25 protein-coding genes and 1 pseudogene are annotated in these 17,912 nt (G+C 33.4%); 10 read left to right on the forward strand and 16 right to left on the reverse strand.

What is annotated here, in order from left to right; genetic code table 11:
• Positions 1 to 9: 9 nt before the first annotated feature.
• From BAQ46_RS30375 to BAQ46_RS00215, 3 genes are read right to left on the reverse strand one after another with little or no spacing between them, the layout of a single operon-like run.
• On the reverse strand, positions 10 to 165 hold the full coding sequence (locus tag BAQ46_RS30375; RefSeq protein WP_157180316.1) for a hypothetical protein: 156 nt from the start codon (positions 163 to 165) through the stop codon (positions 10 to 12).
• 41 nt (positions 166 to 206) lie between these two features.
• Positions 207 to 602, reverse strand: coding sequence for a carboxymuconolactone decarboxylase family protein (locus BAQ46_RS00210; protein WP_071741430.1), 396 nt, complete (start codon positions 600 to 602; stop codon positions 207 to 209).
• On the reverse strand, positions 602 to 1,771 hold the full coding sequence (locus BAQ46_RS00215; protein WP_071741462.1) for an MFS transporter: 1,170 nt from the start codon (positions 1,769 to 1,771) through the stop codon (positions 602 to 604). Before BAQ46_RS00215 ends, BAQ46_RS00210 begins: the two co-directional genes overlap by 1 nt.
• A 178-nt stretch (positions 1,772 to 1,949) precedes the next feature.
• Here BAQ46_RS00215 and BAQ46_RS00220 point away from each other — a divergent pair, with 178 nt between their 5' ends.
• From BAQ46_RS00220 to BAQ46_RS00230, 3 genes are all read left to right on the forward strand, one after another.
• Positions 1,950 to 2,795: a helix-turn-helix transcriptional regulator gene (locus tag BAQ46_RS00220; RefSeq protein WP_071741431.1), complete on the forward strand. Its 846-nt coding sequence runs from the start codon at positions 1,950 to 1,952 to the stop codon at positions 2,793 to 2,795.
• A 194-nt stretch (positions 2,796 to 2,989) separates the two neighbouring features.
• Positions 2,990 to 3,982 (forward strand): zinc-dependent alcohol dehydrogenase family protein, encoded by a 993-nt coding sequence (locus tag BAQ46_RS00225; RefSeq protein WP_071741432.1) that lies wholly within the window; start codon positions 2,990 to 2,992, stop codon positions 3,980 to 3,982.
• 117 nt (positions 3,983 to 4,099) lie between these two features.
• On the forward strand, positions 4,100 to 4,405 hold the full coding sequence (locus BAQ46_RS00230) for a hypothetical protein (protein ID WP_071741433.1): 306 nt from the start codon (positions 4,100 to 4,102) through the stop codon (positions 4,403 to 4,405).
• 556 nt (positions 4,406 to 4,961) lie between these two features.
• Here BAQ46_RS00230 and BAQ46_RS00235 read toward each other — a convergent pair.
• The 4 genes from BAQ46_RS00235 to BAQ46_RS30495 form a co-directional block, all read right to left on the reverse strand.
• Positions 4,962 to 5,273: a YbjQ family protein gene (locus BAQ46_RS00235; RefSeq protein ID WP_000637511.1), complete on the reverse strand. Its 312-nt coding sequence runs from the start codon at positions 5,271 to 5,273 to the stop codon at positions 4,962 to 4,964.
• A 136-nt stretch (positions 5,274 to 5,409) separates the two neighbouring features.
• Complete coding sequence (locus BAQ46_RS00240; RefSeq protein ID WP_001996867.1) at positions 5,410 to 5,613, reverse strand: DUF4028 family protein; 204 nt, start codon at positions 5,611 to 5,613, stop codon at positions 5,410 to 5,412.
• A 125-nt stretch (positions 5,614 to 5,738) separates the two neighbouring features.
• Positions 5,739 to 6,269, reverse strand: a complete 531-nt coding sequence (locus BAQ46_RS00245) for a general stress protein (RefSeq protein ID WP_071741434.1) — start codon at positions 6,267 to 6,269, stop codon at positions 5,739 to 5,741.
• A 39-nt stretch (positions 6,270 to 6,308) separates the two neighbouring features.
• Entirely contained in the window at positions 6,309 to 6,446 is a 138-nt protein-coding gene (locus BAQ46_RS30495; protein ID WP_000359816.1) for a hypothetical protein, read from the reverse strand.
• Positions 6,447 to 6,667: 221 nt separating this feature from the next.
• Here BAQ46_RS30495 and BAQ46_RS00255 point away from each other — a divergent pair, with 221 nt between their 5' ends.
• The 3 genes from BAQ46_RS00255 to BAQ46_RS00265 all read left to right on the forward strand — a co-directional run bounded on the left by BAQ46_RS00255 (position 6,668) and on the right by BAQ46_RS00265 (position 10,689).
• Entirely contained in the window at positions 6,668 to 6,919 is a 252-nt protein-coding gene (locus BAQ46_RS00255) for a hypothetical protein (protein ID WP_000991341.1), read from the forward strand.
• A 205-nt stretch (positions 6,920 to 7,124) separates the two neighbouring features.
• Positions 7,125 to 9,815, forward strand: coding sequence for an ATP-binding protein (locus tag BAQ46_RS00260; RefSeq protein WP_071741435.1), 2,691 nt, complete (start codon positions 7,125 to 7,127; stop codon positions 9,813 to 9,815).
• 16 nt (positions 9,816 to 9,831) lie between these two features.
• Positions 9,832 to 10,689 carry a CheR family methyltransferase gene (locus tag BAQ46_RS00265; protein ID WP_000429051.1) on the forward strand — a complete coding sequence of 286 codons (858 nt, stop codon included), beginning with the start codon at positions 9,832 to 9,834 and terminating at the stop codon, positions 10,687 to 10,689.
• A 38-nt stretch (positions 10,690 to 10,727) separates the two neighbouring features.
• Here the strand turns inward: BAQ46_RS00265 and BAQ46_RS00270 are convergent, their stop codons facing one another.
• The 5 genes from BAQ46_RS00270 to rsbV all read right to left on the reverse strand — a co-directional run bounded on the left by BAQ46_RS00270 (position 10,728) and on the right by rsbV (position 14,123).
• Positions 10,728 to 11,870 (reverse strand): fused response regulator/phosphatase, encoded by a 1,143-nt coding sequence (locus BAQ46_RS00270; RefSeq protein WP_000025556.1) that lies wholly within the window; start codon positions 11,868 to 11,870, stop codon positions 10,728 to 10,730.
• Between the two features lie 175 nt (positions 11,871 to 12,045).
• The gene (locus BAQ46_RS00275; RefSeq protein WP_000017747.1) at positions 12,046 to 12,486 is read right to left on the reverse strand and encodes a ferritin-like domain-containing protein; all 441 of its coding nucleotides are present in this window, start codon (positions 12,484 to 12,486) and stop codon (positions 12,046 to 12,048) included.
• A 70-nt stretch (positions 12,487 to 12,556) separates the two neighbouring features.
• On the reverse strand, positions 12,557 to 13,333 hold the full coding sequence (sigB, locus tag BAQ46_RS00280) for an RNA polymerase sigma factor SigB (protein WP_002163732.1): 777 nt from the start codon (positions 13,331 to 13,333) through the stop codon (positions 12,557 to 12,559).
• Positions 13,296 to 13,778 (reverse strand): anti-sigma B factor RsbW, encoded by a 483-nt coding sequence (gene rsbW / locus BAQ46_RS00285; protein ID WP_000970573.1) that lies wholly within the window; start codon positions 13,776 to 13,778, stop codon positions 13,296 to 13,298. Before rsbW ends, sigB begins: the two co-directional genes overlap by 38 nt.
• Before the next feature lie 6 nt (positions 13,779 to 13,784).
• Positions 13,785 to 14,123: an anti sigma b factor antagonist RsbV gene (gene rsbV / locus BAQ46_RS00290; RefSeq protein WP_001996861.1), complete on the reverse strand. Its 339-nt coding sequence runs from the start codon at positions 14,121 to 14,123 to the stop codon at positions 13,785 to 13,787.
• Positions 14,124 to 14,320: 197 nt separating this feature from the next.
• On the opposite strand from rsbV, the gene BAQ46_RS00295 reads away from it, so the two are divergent.
• The gene (locus tag BAQ46_RS00295) at positions 14,321 to 14,521 is read left to right on the forward strand and encodes a hypothetical protein (RefSeq protein WP_000390993.1); all 201 of its coding nucleotides are present in this window, start codon (positions 14,321 to 14,323) and stop codon (positions 14,519 to 14,521) included.
• Positions 14,522 to 14,701: 180 nt separating this feature from the next.
• On the opposite strand, the gene BAQ46_RS00300 is transcribed toward BAQ46_RS00295, so the two are convergent.
• From BAQ46_RS00300 to BAQ46_RS00310, 3 genes are all read right to left on the reverse strand, one after another.
• A complete protein-coding gene (locus tag BAQ46_RS00300; protein WP_000522902.1) occupies positions 14,702 to 14,953 on the reverse strand; it encodes a GlsB/YeaQ/YmgE family stress response membrane protein in 252 nt (83 codons plus the stop codon).
• Between the two features lie 75 nt (positions 14,954 to 15,028).
• Positions 15,029 to 15,229 (reverse strand): CsbD family protein, encoded by a 201-nt coding sequence (locus BAQ46_RS00305; RefSeq protein ID WP_000004269.1) that lies wholly within the window; start codon positions 15,227 to 15,229, stop codon positions 15,029 to 15,031.
• Positions 15,230 to 15,279: 50 nt separating this feature from the next.
• On the reverse strand, positions 15,280 to 15,669 hold the full coding sequence (locus BAQ46_RS00310; protein WP_000448798.1) for a YflT domain-containing protein: 390 nt from the start codon (positions 15,667 to 15,669) through the stop codon (positions 15,280 to 15,282).
• Positions 15,670 to 15,883: 214 nt separating this feature from the next.
• On the opposite strand from BAQ46_RS00310, the gene BAQ46_RS00315 reads away from it, so the two are divergent.
• Positions 15,884 to 16,339 carry a hypothetical protein gene (locus tag BAQ46_RS00315; protein ID WP_071741436.1) on the forward strand — a complete coding sequence of 152 codons (456 nt, stop codon included), beginning with the start codon at positions 15,884 to 15,886 and terminating at the stop codon, positions 16,337 to 16,339.
• Between the two features lie 86 nt (positions 16,340 to 16,425).
• On the opposite strand, the gene BAQ46_RS00320 is transcribed toward BAQ46_RS00315, so the two are convergent.
• Entirely contained in the window at positions 16,426 to 16,839 is a 414-nt protein-coding gene (locus tag BAQ46_RS00320) for a hypothetical protein (protein ID WP_000120200.1), read from the reverse strand.
• Between the two features lie 312 nt (positions 16,840 to 17,151).
• On the opposite strand from BAQ46_RS00320, the pseudogene BAQ46_RS30960 reads away from it, so the two are divergent.
• A pseudogene (locus tag BAQ46_RS30960) lies at positions 17,152 to 17,241 on the forward strand (YjcZ family sporulation protein); the annotation flags it as partial.
• A 300-nt stretch (positions 17,242 to 17,541) separates the two neighbouring features.
• Positions 17,542 to 17,781: a DUF2798 domain-containing protein gene (locus BAQ46_RS00330; RefSeq protein ID WP_000700215.1), complete on the forward strand. Its 240-nt coding sequence runs from the start codon at positions 17,542 to 17,544 to the stop codon at positions 17,779 to 17,781.
• The last annotated feature ends 131 nt before the right edge of the window (positions 17,782 to 17,912 follow it).

Below are 17,912 nucleotides of genomic sequence, written 5' to 3' on the forward strand. Positions count from 1 at the left end.
CCAATCCACTTATGTATCCGTAGCAAATCTAGCTGCTCGTAAATCAGTGTCATTAATTTCAAAGCCACCTCCTTGTAAGGGTTCATCTGCAACATCAACTAGTGTAAAATTATGTCTTTCATTCACAAAGACATTTTTATTTTCCATTAAACCTGCTATGTGCATGGCTATCAATAATCATATTATTCTCCATCCCTTACGTTTTTTTACTTTGTTGCCATTTTTCTTTCTTCAAATACTTCCGTAGCAACTGTCAAAATCGTATTTAAAGCTATTGGAAAACCACCATAAATCAACATTTGCATCATTACTTCTACAATTTCTTCTTCTGTCCACCCTACATTTAAAGCTCCATTAATATAAAACTTAAGTTGTTGCGTATTTCCTAATACCGTTAACCCAGCTACTGTAGCTAATAGACGAGACTTTAAATCTAATCCTGGTCTTGAAAAAATTTGTCCGTAATTAAATTCAACAGCTAATGTGCCTAAATCTGGTGCAATAGAATCTTTAAAACTATCGAGAATCGCTTGATAATTCTCCTCGTCTATTTTTTTCAGAATATCTAGACCTTTTTGATAATTCTCTTCATTCCTTACCATTATGCATCGCCCCTTTTCATATTTTCAACCATTTTTAAGCTCTTAACCTCATTTTTCATGTTTAAAAGACTCGTAAATCCTAAACTCACCATCACCATACCTGTTATGCAAACTCCTAGCCAACCCCAATTGCTCCAAGCTAATACCCCTATATACGATCCAAGTGCCCCACCTAAAAAAGTGGCTACCATATACAGTCCATTTAATCTACTACGTTTATCTGGGGAGAGCTGAAATATTCTGGCTTGACATGCAACTTGATTTGCTTGTGTACCTACAGTTACTAATAATGCAGATAAAATTAAAGCAGTTAACCAGTAACCTAACGTAATAGAAATAATAAATGCTATGAATGTAATTGTCATACAAAGAGTATTCGCATAAATTGGACCCTTTTTATCAATTACCCGCCCAATTATAGGAGTAGCAAATGCACCTCCTATTCCAACTAACCCAACTAATCCTACAACATCACTTCCATATGAATAAAAAGGTGATTGTAGAAGGAAGCCAAGAGTTGTCCAGAACACGCTAAATGCACCAAATATCATTCCTTGGCTTATACAAGCTTGACGCAGTACTTTTTCTTGTATAAACATGGGGCCTAATGAAGTCAATAACTCACTATACTTCATAGAAGCAATCCCTTGACTTTTGGGTAGTAAAAGTCTTGTGAGTACAATGATTACCAGCATACTTGCAAAGGAGACCCAATACATTGCTCTCCAACCAAAATGCACGTCAATCAAGCCACTAACAAAACGTGCTCCTAAAATCCCACATACCAAGCCTATGGCTACATTTCCTAGGACCTTTCCGCGCACCTTTTCATCAACCAAACTAGCTACAAGGGGTACAATTATCTGAGGAATAACCGTACAAATCCCTATCAAAAAGTTGGTCACCACAAGCCAAGTCACATTTGGTGAAATAGCGGCTGCTGCTAGTGAAAGACTTACTGCACATAGCAACGTTAAAATTAATTTTCTTCTCTCAAATATGTCCCCCAGTGGTACTACTAAAAGATTCCCTAAAGCATATCCTACTTGTGTTAAAGTGGCTACAATACCAATAGATGCTGCTGCTACATTAAATGTCTTCCCCATGCTTACAAGCAAAACCTGATTTAAATACACATTCGCCACTGTAAATCCACAAGCAACTGCCATGAAAAAGATTACTCCCTTTGTAACTCTTGGGTTTTCTTGTACAGAAGTATTGGCTTTATTCACTTTATTCACCCCCTTTATCAAAACTACAACTTTAATATAAAACAAATATTTTAATGTAAATAGATATCCAGTTATACTAGTATTAACAGTACTACCTTAAAGAAAGGGGCTTTTTATGAACAGTGAACAGGAAAGAAAAAAAGAACTCGGAAATTTTTTGAAGTCTAGACGCAACCGACTTTCTCCACAAGATTTTGGATTACCAATTAGTTCACGCAGAAAAGCCAAAGGATTACGTCGTGAAGAAGTAGCACAACTAGCTAATATTGGGGTAACTTGGTACACGTGGATTGAACAAGGCCGAGATATCCAAGTCTCAATACAGGCTTTAGAAAGTTTAGCTGATGCCTTACGCTTAGATAAAGAAGAACGTGAGCATATGTTTTTATTAGCTCATCAACAGTTACCTCCTGAAAAGCCTTTAAAAACTGATGACGAAGTAAGCCCTGTACTACAAAATTTTATAGATGATTTAAAGTTTTACCCGATATATGTAACAGATCAACTTTGGGATGTTGTAACCTGGAACCGTGTTGCAAGTGCAGTATTTGGAGATTTTGAAACTATGAGTTTCAAAGAAAGAAATGCAGTTTGGAGATGTTTTGCCTCCCAAGAATATCGAACCTTATTAGCAAATGATTGGGAGGCCCATGCAAGGAGACTTTTAGCACAATTTAGAGCTACATGTAGTCGTTTTGTTGGTGAAGAATGGCTCAAAGAAGTAGTGGAAGAATTAATGGCTATTAGCGCAGAGTTCCAAGAATGGTGGCTCGCTCACGATGTTCTCGGTACACCGAGTGGAAAAAAGGAAATCCATCATCCAATAGTAGGCACACTATTATTCGAACATATTACATTCCGGGTGTATGACGCTCCAGACTTAAAACTAACTATGTATCGACCTAAAGACCCAGAAACTTTAAATAAATTAAGACAATTACTACAATTAACTTCCAATTAAATATAAAATACATACTCATACTGATTATTAACATAAGGCCTACACTGCAAATTATGCAATACTAGGCTAAACCTTACAAACTAGAACGAGAAGAATAATAGCCTTTTGTTCCCTTTTATTCATTTTCAACAAAATAGCCCTTCAAACTAAAAATGCTATAATAAACCCAATCAAACTAAGGGGGATCATTTATCTTGCACGGAAAACACATTCAATTTCACAAGTTCGGCAATCCAAAAGATGTACTACAAGTTGAATATAAAAATATAGAACCATTAAAAGAGAATGAAGTTTTAGTTCGTATGCTAGTTAGACCGATTAATCCATCTGACTTAATTCCAATAACGGGAGCGTACGCTCATAGAATTCCTTTACCTAACATACCTGGTTACGAAGGTGTTGGTATTGTAGAAGATGTTGGCGCGGGCGTTACGAGAGAGCTTATCGGTAAACGTGTTTTACCGTTACGTGGAGAAGGTACTTGGCAAGAGTATGTGAAGACGTCAGCTGATTTTGTAGTTCCTATTCCGGATTCTATCGATGATTTTACAGCGGCACAAATGTATATTAATCCTCTTACAGCGTGGGTTACTTGTACAGAAACGTTAAACTTACAACGTAATGACGTTTTATTAGTGAATGCTTGCGGATCCGCCATTGGTCATCTTTTTGCGCAGTTATCAAACATTTTAAACTTCCGACTCATTGCCGTGACAAGAAATAATAAGCATACAGAGGAGTTACTACGCCTTGGTGCTGCATATGTAATCGATACTTCCACTACCCCGCTTTATGAAACCGTTATGGAATTAACGAACGGGCTCGGCGCGGATGCTGCAATTGATTCTATCGGGGGATCAGATGGAAATGAATTGGCTTTCTCCTTACGTCCAAACGGGTACTTTTTAACGATCGGTCTTCTATCAGGTGTACAAGTTAACTGGGCAGAGATTGTCACGAAAGCAAAAGTGCACGCGAACATATTTCATTTACGACATTGGAATAAAGAAGTAACGCCATATAAATGGCAAGAGACGTTTCGTCATTTAATTCACTTAGTAGAAAATAAGCAATTACGTTTTATGAAAGTACATTCTACATATGACTTAGCGGATGTGAAAACGGCGGTTGATGTTGTGCAGTCTGCTGAGAAAACGAAAGGGAAAGTATTTTTGACTAGTTATTAACTACAATTGAAGTGGGCTTTTTGATTGGCCTTTTAAATAGACTAGATAATACCTTTAAGAGCGAACATTTGTAAGTATCTGGTATAATTCTATTAAAAGGTGAAAGGAGATTTTCACATGTGGTTAATTTCGGCAATTTGGCCTGTTATACTAGTCGGGGGAATTGTAGTATTTGTAATAAAAAGATTGGAACATAAATATAAGAACGGAAAATTAGGTAAGAAAAAATCAAAAGAAGCTCAAAACTTATTAGATAGTCTCATACCTATAGGAATGCTTGTTGGCTCTATAATCGGTTTGATTTTCGGTATGTTTTTCCCGGACTTCTCCCTGCTTTCAGTTAGTTTAGGATCTGGAATAGGCTATTTATTTGGTTATTTCGCCTATGAAATTTATAGTAAGACAGGCAACAATTTTTCCTAATCCAAAAAGAATAAGCCGGACAGTACATAATAGTCATATAAAATATGTACTGTCCTTTATTTTTGCATCAACGTTATCACCGTACCTTCCACATCCTATACACCTTTTTGATTGATTTTCCTCTCCTCCCTCTTTTGTATATTCGCTTTTTTGTTTTCATTAGATCTATACCCATAGTAAAATAGAGCGCATGTAATAACTGAGCCTACAATGTATCCTAAAAAACATCCTAACCAAAACATAATATAATCGCCTCCATCCATAATAAATTTTATGTAATATAACTCTTTACATGCTCAATCGTTTATTTCTATCAACTATACACTCTCTAAAGCTATTCATACTATTATTTCTCTTCTTACCTCAAATAATAATTTTATTATTTGTCATAAAGTTAACATTTTTCCATATTATTACTTTTATCTTCGAGAATAATATACTACATTTGAAATAAGCAGGCTAGTATATCAGCTCTTCTCCCTCTTACCTTTAGTTATGAACAAAAAAACCCCCTCAAAGCATAATCTTCAAGGGGTGAGCCTGTTTTTTTATTTACTTATATACGTACAGCTGTACCACTTACAGCAACCATTAACATTCCATCACGAACAACCTCGTAATCTACGTCAACGCCAACGATAGCGTTCGCACCTTTTTGTTTTGCAAGTTCTTTCATTTCATCCATTGCGATATCACGAGCTTCTTTTAGCTTACTTTCGTAAGAACCAGCACGACCACCGACAACATCACGAACAGAAGCGAATAAATCGCGGACAATGTTTGCACCCATAATAGCTTCACCATTTACAATATCGATATACTCAATAATTTCTTTACCTTGAATTCCAGACGTTGTTGTTACAATCATGACTGACACTCTCCTAATAAGTTGTAGTTTGAATAAGCTTTCTTATGTCTTTATTATGACATGGAACAAGCAACGAATCTATTGAATTACCTTACAGGAATGTGACAGTTTTGTAAGAATACAGCGACTATTTTGTTTAATAAAGTGCTTTAACATTAGGATACATAAACGATTCCCTATTTTCTTTCCAGTCGCGTTCTACTTCTTTAAAAGTTGGTCGTCCTAATTCTTCATTGTTTTCATGTTTACGAAACCATTTCTTCACATACTGATCCCCGTTTTTATTTTGCACTGTACAAAGGAAACTATTATTACTATCCTTTAATATTTTTACAATCACGACAAGACACCCCTTCTCTCTTAAACTTGATCTTTTACCATAAGCCCTTCCTCTCTTATAGTCATACGACTCCTCGGTCGCGCCAAAGTTGTAAGATCAAAAACGATATTTACTTTGTTTACATTTTATTTAAAGAAATCAGAGTTATAAGCATTATGCTTATCAAATATTTTATAGATTTCTAACTTATCATCTAATTTTGCATCTACTAAAATTAATATATTTCCATCGTAAATGTATTCTTCATATTTCTTAGCGTGTTCTTCTGGAATGCCTAATCCTATAAATGCTCCTATTAAACTGCCAGCTCCTCCGCCAATACCGGCTCCCCCAATAGCTGCTGCGATCGGTCCCGCTGCTACAATTGGGCCCAGTCCAGATACAGCAAGTACACCAAGGCCTGTTAATAAACCTCCGAGTCCACCTGCTACTCCTCCTGCTACAAGTCCTGTCGCTGAAAAGATATCTCCTTTATGTGCAGTTTCATGATTCACTTTCTCACCTGATTTTTCTTCCAGATGTTCAATTTCCTTTTGATCTTTCGCAATAGCTGAAATGTTATCTGCCGAGTATCCTTTTTCCTTTAATTCATTAATAACGAGTGCCGCATCATCAATTGTTGGAAAAACACCTACTATTTTTCTATCCATATTCATAACTATTAACCTCCTAAAATTTTATATAACGTATCTTTATTACTCTTCGTTTTTATATACACTAATTTTTTTATTCACATAACCATTTACGAAAAATGCTAATAATAAAAGGACTACAAGAGAACTACTTAACAAGTAAATGAAATCAAATGTAATATCCGTTATCATTTTATCCATATGTAACAGTCTCCTTTTTATTTAAAGTAAAAGTATATTTTTATAGACTAAAACTTTACAATCCATCTTCGGTCAATCTCTTTATGGTATATGTATACCCTTCTTCCCCCTTTCTAAACGTAAAAAACTATAATTATATTTTTTCTTATTTATATGTTTAACATTTTTTAAAACGGGTACGTTTATATTGTTATGCTTATTATATGGAAAGGAAAATTACGATGAACGCCATTCACTCTACTACTATTCTTTATAATGAAACACCTACAATAACGCAGATTCATCATTTTTATGCTTTAATGACAACATTTCAAACGAATGTATTTATAAGTAAACGAGGAACACTTACTTCTATTAAAAACTTAAGCACATTAGTATCATTTTTCCTTACTATAAAAAAGAGAGAGCTTGTATTATTTATATTTGAAGGAATAGATGCAAAAAGAGCTTTAAGAACACTCTTTCCTTCTTAAAGGTTTTATTATCCCCTATTCCCTCGATTGTTATTTTTCATACATAGTTTTATACTTCAAAATGATTTCCTCTATTCAAAACGAGACCCCCTAATACAATAGGGGGATTTCTAGTTTAGCCCTATGAAAACTGATATAATATATATTACGTTTTTCATTCTTTAAAATAGAAAACTTTTAATAACCTTGAAGGTAGGAATTTTTAATGAAATCGAAAGCAAAATTTAGTATTCGCTACAAAATTATGGCTGGTTATTTAGTTATCATTTTGTTTTTACTTATTTCTTTTATTATGTTAAACAATCAGATTTCCAATTTACAAAAATCTCGTAATTTTATTATTGATCACGATTTTAAAGTTCTCAATTTAACGAATCAAGTGGAGAAAGACTTGCTAACAATAGAAAATAAAGCGAAAGGCTTTATTACTTCTAATAACGCGAACTATTTGCAATCTCTTAACTCTGCCGAAAGAGATTATGAAAAACATTACCATAATCTTTTTTCTTTATTAGAAGATAATCCATCTCAGCAAGAAAAATTAAAAGAGATTAATGGAAACATTACTAATTGGATGAATAAAGAGATTCACCCGTTAATTGCAAATCATAATAGTAATAAAATACAAGAAATCGACACTACCGAAATCCAATCATTACAATCACAACTAACTGACTTCCGGAGCACTGAGGAACAATTAACGAAAAAAAGAGCTGCACAATTAGATACTAAAAATAATAAATTAGAGCTTTGGTTATACAGTTTATTGTTTTTACTATCTTGTGTTTCTATTATCGTTTCACTTTATATTTCCAATTCCATTACAAAAACGATTAAAAATGTAATTCAAGCTATTAAATCCATTTCTTCTAAAGAAAAAATTACGGAAAGAATTCATGTAAATACACATGATGAAATAAAAGATCTTGCTCATACAACGAACCATCTGCTAGACGAAATATCGAAAAGAGAGTGGTTACAAACGGAGATTGCAGAATTAATTTTAATGTATCAAGGTGTATCTTCTATTGAGATGTTAGGTAACAAAATTTTGAGTGGAATTATACAAAAAACGCAAACTTCTTGCGGTGCGTTTTATGTACGTGAAGAAGTTGAAGAAACTGTCTACTTTGTGAAAAAAGCTTCTTTCGCCGATCAAGGTGTTGATATTGGAAAACAATCTATTAAAATGGGTGAAGGCTTCATTGGACAGTCTGCTTTAGAAAAGAAAAGTTTTATTCTTAGGGACATACCTGAAGAGTTTCGTTACGTTACTACTGGATTATTAGAAATACGCCCTAAAAATTTACTAGTCATCCCTGTCTTATTTGAGGATGAAGTGATTGCAGTAATGGAGTTAGTGAGTGTAACTGACATTTCAGATTTACATCAAGATTTAATTCACCAAACTGTTGATAATCTAGGTTTAACAATCCACAGCATTATGGGACGTATGCGAATTCAAACTCTTTTACATGAATCACAAGCAATGACAGAAGAGTTACAAGTTCAATCTGAAGAATTGCAAACGCAAGCGGAAGAACTACAAATGCAAGCCGAGGAATTAAGAACAACGAACGAACAGTTAGAGTCTAGAACGGAAGAGGCCGAGCAAAAGACAGCTGACTTACAAGTGACTAAATTAGAATTAGAAGAAAAAGCAAGCGAGTTGTTACGTAGCTCAAAATACAAATCAGAATTCCTAGCAAATATGTCACATGAATTACGCACACCGTTAAATAGTATTTTACTATTATCTGAAATGTTAAAAGAAAATCATGATAATCATTTATCCGATGATGAAATTGAATTGGCAACCGTCATTCATTCATCAGGGAAGGATTTACTTACTTTAATTAATGACATACTAGATTTATCTAAAGTAGAAGCCGGAAAACTAGATGTCATTTTTGAAGCAACGAACATAAGTGATATGGCAACAAGTATGCAGCAAAACTTCTTACATATCGCTGCACAAAAAAATGTTGAATTTACTGTTGAAGACAGTGACACGATTCCTGATCTGTTTTATACAGATGCAAAACGGATTGAACAAATTATTAAAAACTTATTATCCAATGCATTTAAATTCACGGAAAAAGGATCCGTCTCTTTATATTTCGATTCAATAGAAACAAGCAACTTGAGTCATGATATGCAGTCTATAAGTAAAGACTGGATAACAATTTCAGTAAAAGATACTGGTATTGGTATCGCTAAAGAACAGCATCAACTTATTTTCGAAGCCTTTCAACAGGCAGATGGTGCAACAATTCGAAAGTATGGTGGTACAGGATTAGGTTTATCTATTTGTAAAGAGTTTGCTAGACTATTAGGTGGTTGGATTACGTTAGAAAGTCATGTAGGTGAAGGTAGTACTTTCACTGTATATATTCCTAACCTTCCAAACGGATTAACTGATATACAAGTATCCAATTTAGAAGTCGCAGCAACGGTAGATGAAGTTATTCCTGCTGAAGTTGTTGAGGAAACTATCGTGATTCCAGAAACAAATAACGTCTTCCAAGAGAAAACTATTTTAATTGTCGATGATGATCATCGAAATATATTTGCATTACAAAATGCATTAAAAAAACAACATGCCAATATCATTACTGCACAAAACGGCCTAGAGTGTTTAGAAATACTAAAAAACAATACAAATATCGACCTTATTTTAATGGATATTATGATGCCAAATATGGACGGTTATGAAACGATGGAACATATCCGAATGAACTTAGGGTTACATGAAATACCTATTATCGCATTAACTGCTAAAGCAATGCCAAATGATAAGGAAAAATGTTTATCTGCTGGCGCTTCAGATTATATAAGTAAACCATTAAATTTACATCAACTCTATTCGGTAATGAGTGTATGGTTAATAAAATAAGTGAGGTTTCGTTTCAGTGGAAAATAAGTATTATAATTTTGATCCATCAGTAGATACGGATAAGCGTACGAACTTAGAAATTGACTTACTATTAGAAGCGGTATTTAAACTATCAGGATTTGATTTTCGCCAATACGCTCGCACATCTATTTATAGGCGGATTTGTAATCGAATGCAAATTTCTAATATCCCTACCATTTCAAAGTTAATTGAAAAAGTAATTCATGAGGAAGGGGTTTTAGAACAGTTATTAAATGATTTCTCGATCAATGTAACTGAGATGTTCCGTAACCCTATCTTTTTTAAGGCGCTAAGAGAGCATGTTATTCCTGAATTAAGAAAGCATCCTGAAATTAGAATTTGGCACGCTGGATGCGCAACTGGTGAAGAAGTATTATCCATGTCCATCTTACTTCATGAAGAAGGATTAAGTGAAAAAGCTATTATTTACGCAACAGATATGAATACAGATGTGTTAGAAAAAGCAAAACAAGGTATTCTTCCATTAAATAAAATGCAAACTTATACGAAAAATTATTTACAAGCTGGCGGTACACAAGCATTTTCTAACTATTATTCAACGGATAGTCGTTTTGCTTATTTTAATCCTTCACTGTTACAAAACATTATTTTTGCACAACATAATTTAGTAACCGATCAATCTTTTAACGAATTTCATATTATCCTTTGCCGTAACGTTTTAATTTACTTTACAAGTAAACTTCAAAACCAAGTACAGCAACTATTTTATGAAAGTTTAAGTCACAATGGATTCCTATGTTTAGGAAATAAAGAAACTCTTCGTTTCTCGGATATCATGCCACATTATACGCAATTTAATCCACACGAACAAATCTATCAAAAAATACAATAAAAGCGTATGAAATCCTCTATTTGGATTTCATACGCTTTTTATTTCGCATTCGCTTGTATCATGATAAGACACATATCATCTGATTGTGCTTCCTTCTGTTCTTCCTTGTAAAACCCTTCTATCTCTTCTTCTAACTCTCCCCATTTTCTTTCTGTAAAAGTACGTAATTTCTCTTCAGCCTCAAATTCATCATTTGCTATTGCTTCAAGTACACCATCTGTAAACAATACGATTTGAGCGTTCTTCTCAAAAGGTATAACTGTCTTTTCAACTTTTATTTCATCAAAAAATCCTACCGCACAACTCCCGCGATTTAGTTCCACTACATTTGTTTCATCAACTAAAACGTATCCAGAAGGATGTCCTGCATTTACATATTCAATCGTTCTCTTTTCTGTATCCACTACTAAGTATATCGCTGTAAAATAATATGGAATATTGTCATTCTCATTATGTAAAAGAGTCATATATTTATTTAAGTCTTTCATGACAAGTTCTGGATCGATTAAACATTTAATCGTTTCACGTAATACAGACGAAATGAACATGCAAACTAAGGAAGCGGATACACCATGTCCCATCACATCTAATAATATAATACCGTAGCGGTTTTCATCGATTTTATACCAGTAATACATATCTCCAGCTAGTTTAAATGAAGGTAAGTAACTTGCTTCAATTTTTATATGCTCTTCCCTTAATGGACTACTTAATAAGTTTCTTTGTACTTGCGTAGCTAAATCTAGTTCATTCCGAAGATTTTCTTCCTGTTCTTTATGCCAATTTAATTCCGATTTCAAGCGTAATGCTACACGCATACGCGCTAACAATTCAACTTTATTTATAGGTTTCGTAATATAATCCATTGCCCCCATATCAAGAGCTTCAGCTAATTTATTCGCATCTTCTAAAGCTGTTACAAAAATAATAGGAATATCTTTAAACTTCTCCTCTTTTTGTAATCGCCTACAAACTTCAAGTCCATCAATTTCAGGCATCATAATATCTAATAGTATTAAATCTATTTCATTATGCCTGGAAGAATCTTTTCCAAAATGGATGTATTCGAAAAGCTCTTGTGCAGAATTCAGCGATACAAGATCCTGATATCCGGCTTGTTTTAAAATCTTCTTAATTACAAAGATGTTAACCGGATTATCATCTACAATTAAAATGGACACAAGTGATTTCCCCTTTTCTTATATAAAATGTAAATCGATTATTATTTTCTATTTTTCTAGTATTACATACTCAGTTATAAAATAAAAATTTCCTACTCAAACATATTTTTTATATAGCAAAAGAACAAACCCCCAGAAATGAGAGTTTGTTCTTTCACTCTATAAGTTTCCACTTTTAATTTAACACCATTGCTTTATCATTTAAAAGACGATCCAATTCTTCCATATGATTTGTTTCATCTGCGATCATATCTTCTAACTTTACAACTAACTCTGTCATATTTAATTTCGCTGCTTGTTCTTTTCTCTTTTCATAACGCTTAATTGTTTCATATTCTGACTTTCTAGCTTCTTCTAACATTTCTCTAACGTCTTCTACTTGTTTCACTGGTAAAGGGATCGTAGTAGGTGTACCACCTAACGTCTTAATTTTCTCCGCTAAATATAGGGCATGTCCTTGTTCATCACTAATTTCAGATTCAAAGAAAGGTTTTAACACTTGTCTATATATACCAGAAACTGTTGCTGCATTATGGTTATACATAATAATTGCTGAGTATTCTCCTGCTAAATCTTCATTCAATCCTTCGATTAGTTCTTTCACATCGTGTGACATTTTTATATCTCCTCCTATACTTAATACGTACCCCTTTTCTCATGTTTTAAACATCATTATTTTAAATTTTTTATGTATCTAAAAATGCGGCTTGCTTCAATTTACTTATCGCTTGTCTTTTAATACGAGAAACGTGCATTTGTGAAATACCTAACCGTTCCCCTGTATCCTTTTGATTTAAATTTTCTTCAAATATATAATGAATAACACTCTTTTCCGTTTCATTTAATACGTTAAAAATATCTTTTAAAACGAGACGCCTTTCCGTCTCTTCATATCCTTGCTCTACTTCACCTACAGATTCAATTCTCGCTACCGAACTTCCATCAGATGCATTTTCAACTACATCATCTAAGGAAGATACTCGATAATTATTTTTCGCATCCATAATTTCTAGTACTTCCTCTTCGGATAGTCCTAAATGATCCGCAATCTCTATAATTTTCGGTGAACGTTGCAAATGATCTGTTAGCTCCTCTATCGCAAGTTTAATTTTTCCACCTAAATCTTTAATTCGCCTTGGAACGTGAATGCCCCAAGTTTTATCGCGTAAATACTTCTTTATTTCCCCTACTATCGTAGGTATTGCAAAAGGCTCAAAAGCATTCCCTATCGAATAATCATACCTTCTTATTGCGCCTAAGAGCCCTAACATGCCTACTTGTATAATATCCTCATGCATCGGCCCGCCTTTTGAATAGCGATATGCAATGGAATATACGAGATTTTTATAATGATCAACTAACCTTTCCTGTGCTTCATCACATTGGTTTTGTTGAAATTCTGCAATTAGTTTCATAACGTCTTCTTTAGTAAGATTCGTAGGTTGAGATTGGATTTCCATCATTCTCCACCTGCTCTCTTTGTATATATTTTGTCATTAAAACTGTCATGCCCTCATCATGCATGATTTGTATATCATCCATTAACGTATTAATTAAATATAAACCTAAACCATTTTCCGGCAAATGTTCTACTGGTTTACTAATATCATACGGACCAACTTTCCTTTTTAAGTTATTAAAATCAAAGCTAACCCCATTATCCGCAACCATAATTTCTAATCGATCTTCATATAGCCCAAAGACAATTGCAATTTCTCCAACGTCTTCTTTGTATGCATGTTGTACAATGTTTGTACATGCTTCACTAATAGCAATTTTCATATCTTCTATATCGTCATAAGCAAAGCCCATTCGATTCGCAACACCAGCCATCGTTAAACGAATAATAGCCACATATTCTGCCTTTGCAGGAATTTTCATTTCTATCTTTTCAAATCTCTCCATCATCCCTAGTCACCTTCTTTCTACTTTTTCAAAATCGGAATTCAAATTTAATATTTCTGTTAACCCTGTAATATCAAATAATCTTTTTAACCTTTTAGATACACCAATAAACTCTAGTTTTCCATCATTTTTCTTAACTGCTTTTAATAGCGCTATAAACACGCCTAATCCTGTACTATCCATATACTCTACCTCAGTAAAATCTACTACCATATGAACCTCTTTTTCGCTTGCAATAGGCATCATCTTATTTTTTAAATCTGATGCCGTATATGCATCAATTTCACCATTAAGTTGTACCGTATACCCTACATCATTTTGCAAAATATTTATTCCCAAATTCATCATTTCCGCCCCCTTATCTCAAACTACTACTATGTTAATTACCCATAAAAATTAGTTTTAAACATATTTTTTTATTTTTATTATAAATAAATTTTCCACACCTTTCTCGGCTTAACACGTAAAAAATACTACCAAATGTTTAAACCTTATAAATTTGTGTATATATAATCTATAAACATTATTTTTAGGGGGATCTATCTATGGAAGAGCACAATTTTAAAAAAGGAGATTTTGTTCAATTTTCTTATCGACACGATCATGCTACAAAATTAGTTGGTTCCATTATTAATATACTAACGAATACAATTGTAGTTGATATAGGTAATAACGAGGACTTATCTCATATAGAACCAAGGCAGGTCGTAAGAATAAACGCTTGTAAAAAAGTAACGATGGCTTAATACATAAATAGAAAGTGTAATTTCAATGAGCGGGGGCCTTCATCCCCCGCTCATTCCTATGCAGATTACATAAAAAAGCATCCAAATTATTTGAATTGGATGCTTTTTTATGTATATTTATCATTCTATTTACTTTATAACTATATATAATAAACTTAAGATTACTATTCATTATCATACTTACGCTTTCCGTAGCATTCTAGAGAAGAATGTAACGATTAAAATAAAGACAATTGCACCTAATAACGCTGGAAGAATAAAGATGCCTCCCCATTCAGGACCCCAATGACCAAATAACGCACTACCTACCCAAGATCCGATTAATCCGGCAATCACATTACCAACTATACCTAAAGGAAAGTCCTTTCCCGTAATCATTCCAGCTAACGCACCAATAAGTCCACCTACAATACACGTAATAATAAGTCCCACAATTAACCCTCCTATATTCGTTTTATATTGTATTTATCAAGCTTTGGTATGTAACCAAAGCTTGATAAACATGTATTATTCTTTATTATCCAACCCATCACTTATCTTTTGTTTAACTTTTCCGACTTTTTCTTTTATCGTTCCCTTCGTCTTGTCCCACTTCCCTTCATTTTTCAACTTTCTATCTTCTGTAACTTCACCAATTCCTTCTTTTACTTGTCCCTTTGTCTTTTCCACTTTACCAGTAATTTGTTCTTTTAGTCCGCTCTCACTCATATTTCCCATCTCCTTTTCGTAATAGATTTATAGATTTACAGGATACAAATTTAAATAGAATACATGCATCTTCTTTCTTGTAACCATTCACCGACTCTCTCTAAATCTTTAACGAATAACAAGATTTTCCCTTCATCCAGCTTTTCTTCGTAGAAGTTCGCTTCTTCCTCATTAAGCCCTAACTCCTGCATCTTATTTCTTAACTGATCTCCCGTTTTTTGAAAGACGTTAATAATACTTGTCCCAAGTCCCTCCTCTTGTATACCAATTGTATTCACGTCTGCATTGTCTGCAATTCTATCTGTCCTTTCTTTCTCGTGTGTTAATACGTAAATATCTTTTTGGTCTATTCCTTTCTTTACTAGATCATTCGCCGCATTCATGACCTCTTTCTCCGTAATAAATTCATATACAAAAGGTTTCCTATACTTCGTTTCCATCTTTAACTTCCTCCTTTAAAATGAATTATTTGTTATATTATATGTAGTACACCTATTTTCGAAATGTTAAACATAAAATCTAAAAAAATATCTAAATTTTGTTTTTGATAGAGAAAGAATAGCATGATTTACCACTTCAACACACCTCACCCACCTTACAATAACTACCTAAACTAACAGAAAATTGTTATAATTAAACCAAGGAGGGGATATAATGAAAAAAACCACTTATATATGCGCTCTAACCGCTCTATCTTTCACTTTAATAGGCTGCACAAGCACCTCAGCTACAAATAAAGCTTCACAAGCTAAGCAAGAACAGAAACAAAATGCCTTTCAATTAAACTCCGCAAACATTACAGATATCGAAATACTTCAGACAACCAATAATACTACTTCTAAATCTCAAACAGACAACGAAGAAATGATACAATCTATCGTTTCCGCAGTTCAAAAAGGCACGCCTAAAACAATCACTTTAGATCAAAAAAAGCGAGAATCGGCACATTCTACTATTACCGTTACATATAAAGATGACACAAAAGAAGAATTTCTTGTTTGGGTTGATAATAATGAGAAAATTACGATTGCTAAAGATGAGAAGAAGGATAAGGTTGAAGGTGTAACAGTGAATATTAAAGATGTGAAAATGATGAAGGATTTCTTTTAAAATTTTAATATAATTGATGTTAAAAAAGAGTAGGATGTAATCCTACTCTTTTTTAATCTTGTCCAATAAATAAACTTTTATAAAAGCTATTTAAGATCTAATTTTGCTAAATCATGTTGTAAAACATTATTTCCTTCTTGTGGGTTAAATACGATTGCACTAAGACCAAAAACATTCGTAACAACATCTCTATCTTTCGAACGAATGATTCTTACTTCATAAGCAAAAACACCTGAAGAAAGAGCTGCTGAACGAAAAGTAACACGTCGATTAGGTGCCAATGTTTGTGTTGAAGGGTCTACTAATGGTAACAATACCGGAGAACCCGATGACCAATCAAACATTTCAACAGTTACTGTATGAGTATCATCTGGATCAACATTCATAGCTTCCACAGTAAGAAACAACGTAGCGGAATGTCTACGTAATACACCCGTTGACAAAGTTTCATTGTGGTGTTTATGATGTTTTTCAGGAGGATGATCATAGCCATAACTCATACTAATCCCCCCTTTCATTTACAATTAAGGATAAGTATTCCTTACAATATATAATGCTAGTATTATTTTAATGAAAGGTATAAAAGCGGATTTCTATCTGTGTTTTTGGAAATTTTTTCCCACTTATTCCCTATTAATAAATAATATAGATTCTCCTATTTTGTCCTTGAACTCCTTCAAAGAATAAATCTATTTTGAAAAGAACCTGCTCCATTCATAAATACATAAAGTAAATGGAATCCGTTAAAACACATAATTGATCCTTTGTTTTATCCCTCCTTTTTAAAGGAGGAACGAACTGTTCTCGGCTTTGGTGATAGTTATGGCTTCGCGGGAGGATTTGCTTTATTAGTTGTATTGTTTATTTTATTAATCATCGTTGGAGTTGCTTGCTTCTGCTAAAAAACTATTGGAAAAGACATGCGATATGCAGAGATTCAAGTGCAACTATTACTTTAATGATGTAATATTACATTCGCCCCCAAAATGAACTTCGATGCTATAAAAAAGATAAAGTGTTCATTTATACAACCTTAGCTTGATAGCAATATCATGAGTTCCCATCCCAGACAAACTAGTTAACATCTCAATAATTGCTATTGCAGAAAAGTACAACAAGCTGGACAACATAGATTTCAAACTGTAAGATTAGATGTTGGTGAAATCGGACAGCAAAGTATATATAGAAAATAGGTGTTAATTTTGAAAATCAATAAAAAATTTGAACCGATAATTTTTAATCTCTTTATGATTTTAGGTATATCTAGTATTATCTCTTTCGTCATGGTTTCAATGAATGTTGGGTATACAGCTTTATTTCTCAAATCATGGATAAAAACATGGGCAATTGCTTTCGTGCTTGCATTTTTAGCTTCTAAATTACTACCCTTTGTAGTGAAAAGGATAATGAAAATATTCATATTTGTTGAGAAGGATGCTTAAAAATAAAGTGATGTACTACTCTAGTTCATTTAAATGAAAAGAAATAATCATCACAAAACTTAACCTAGTAAAATGTTTCAACTCGAAGGAAGGCACCTTAAAAGTTGCTTTTCTTTATATGTTAAAAAAGC

This window comes from Bacillus paranthracis, assembly GCF_001883995.1.
Classification (GTDB): domain Bacteria; phylum Bacillota; class Bacilli; order Bacillales; family Bacillaceae_G; genus Bacillus_A; species Bacillus_A paranthracis.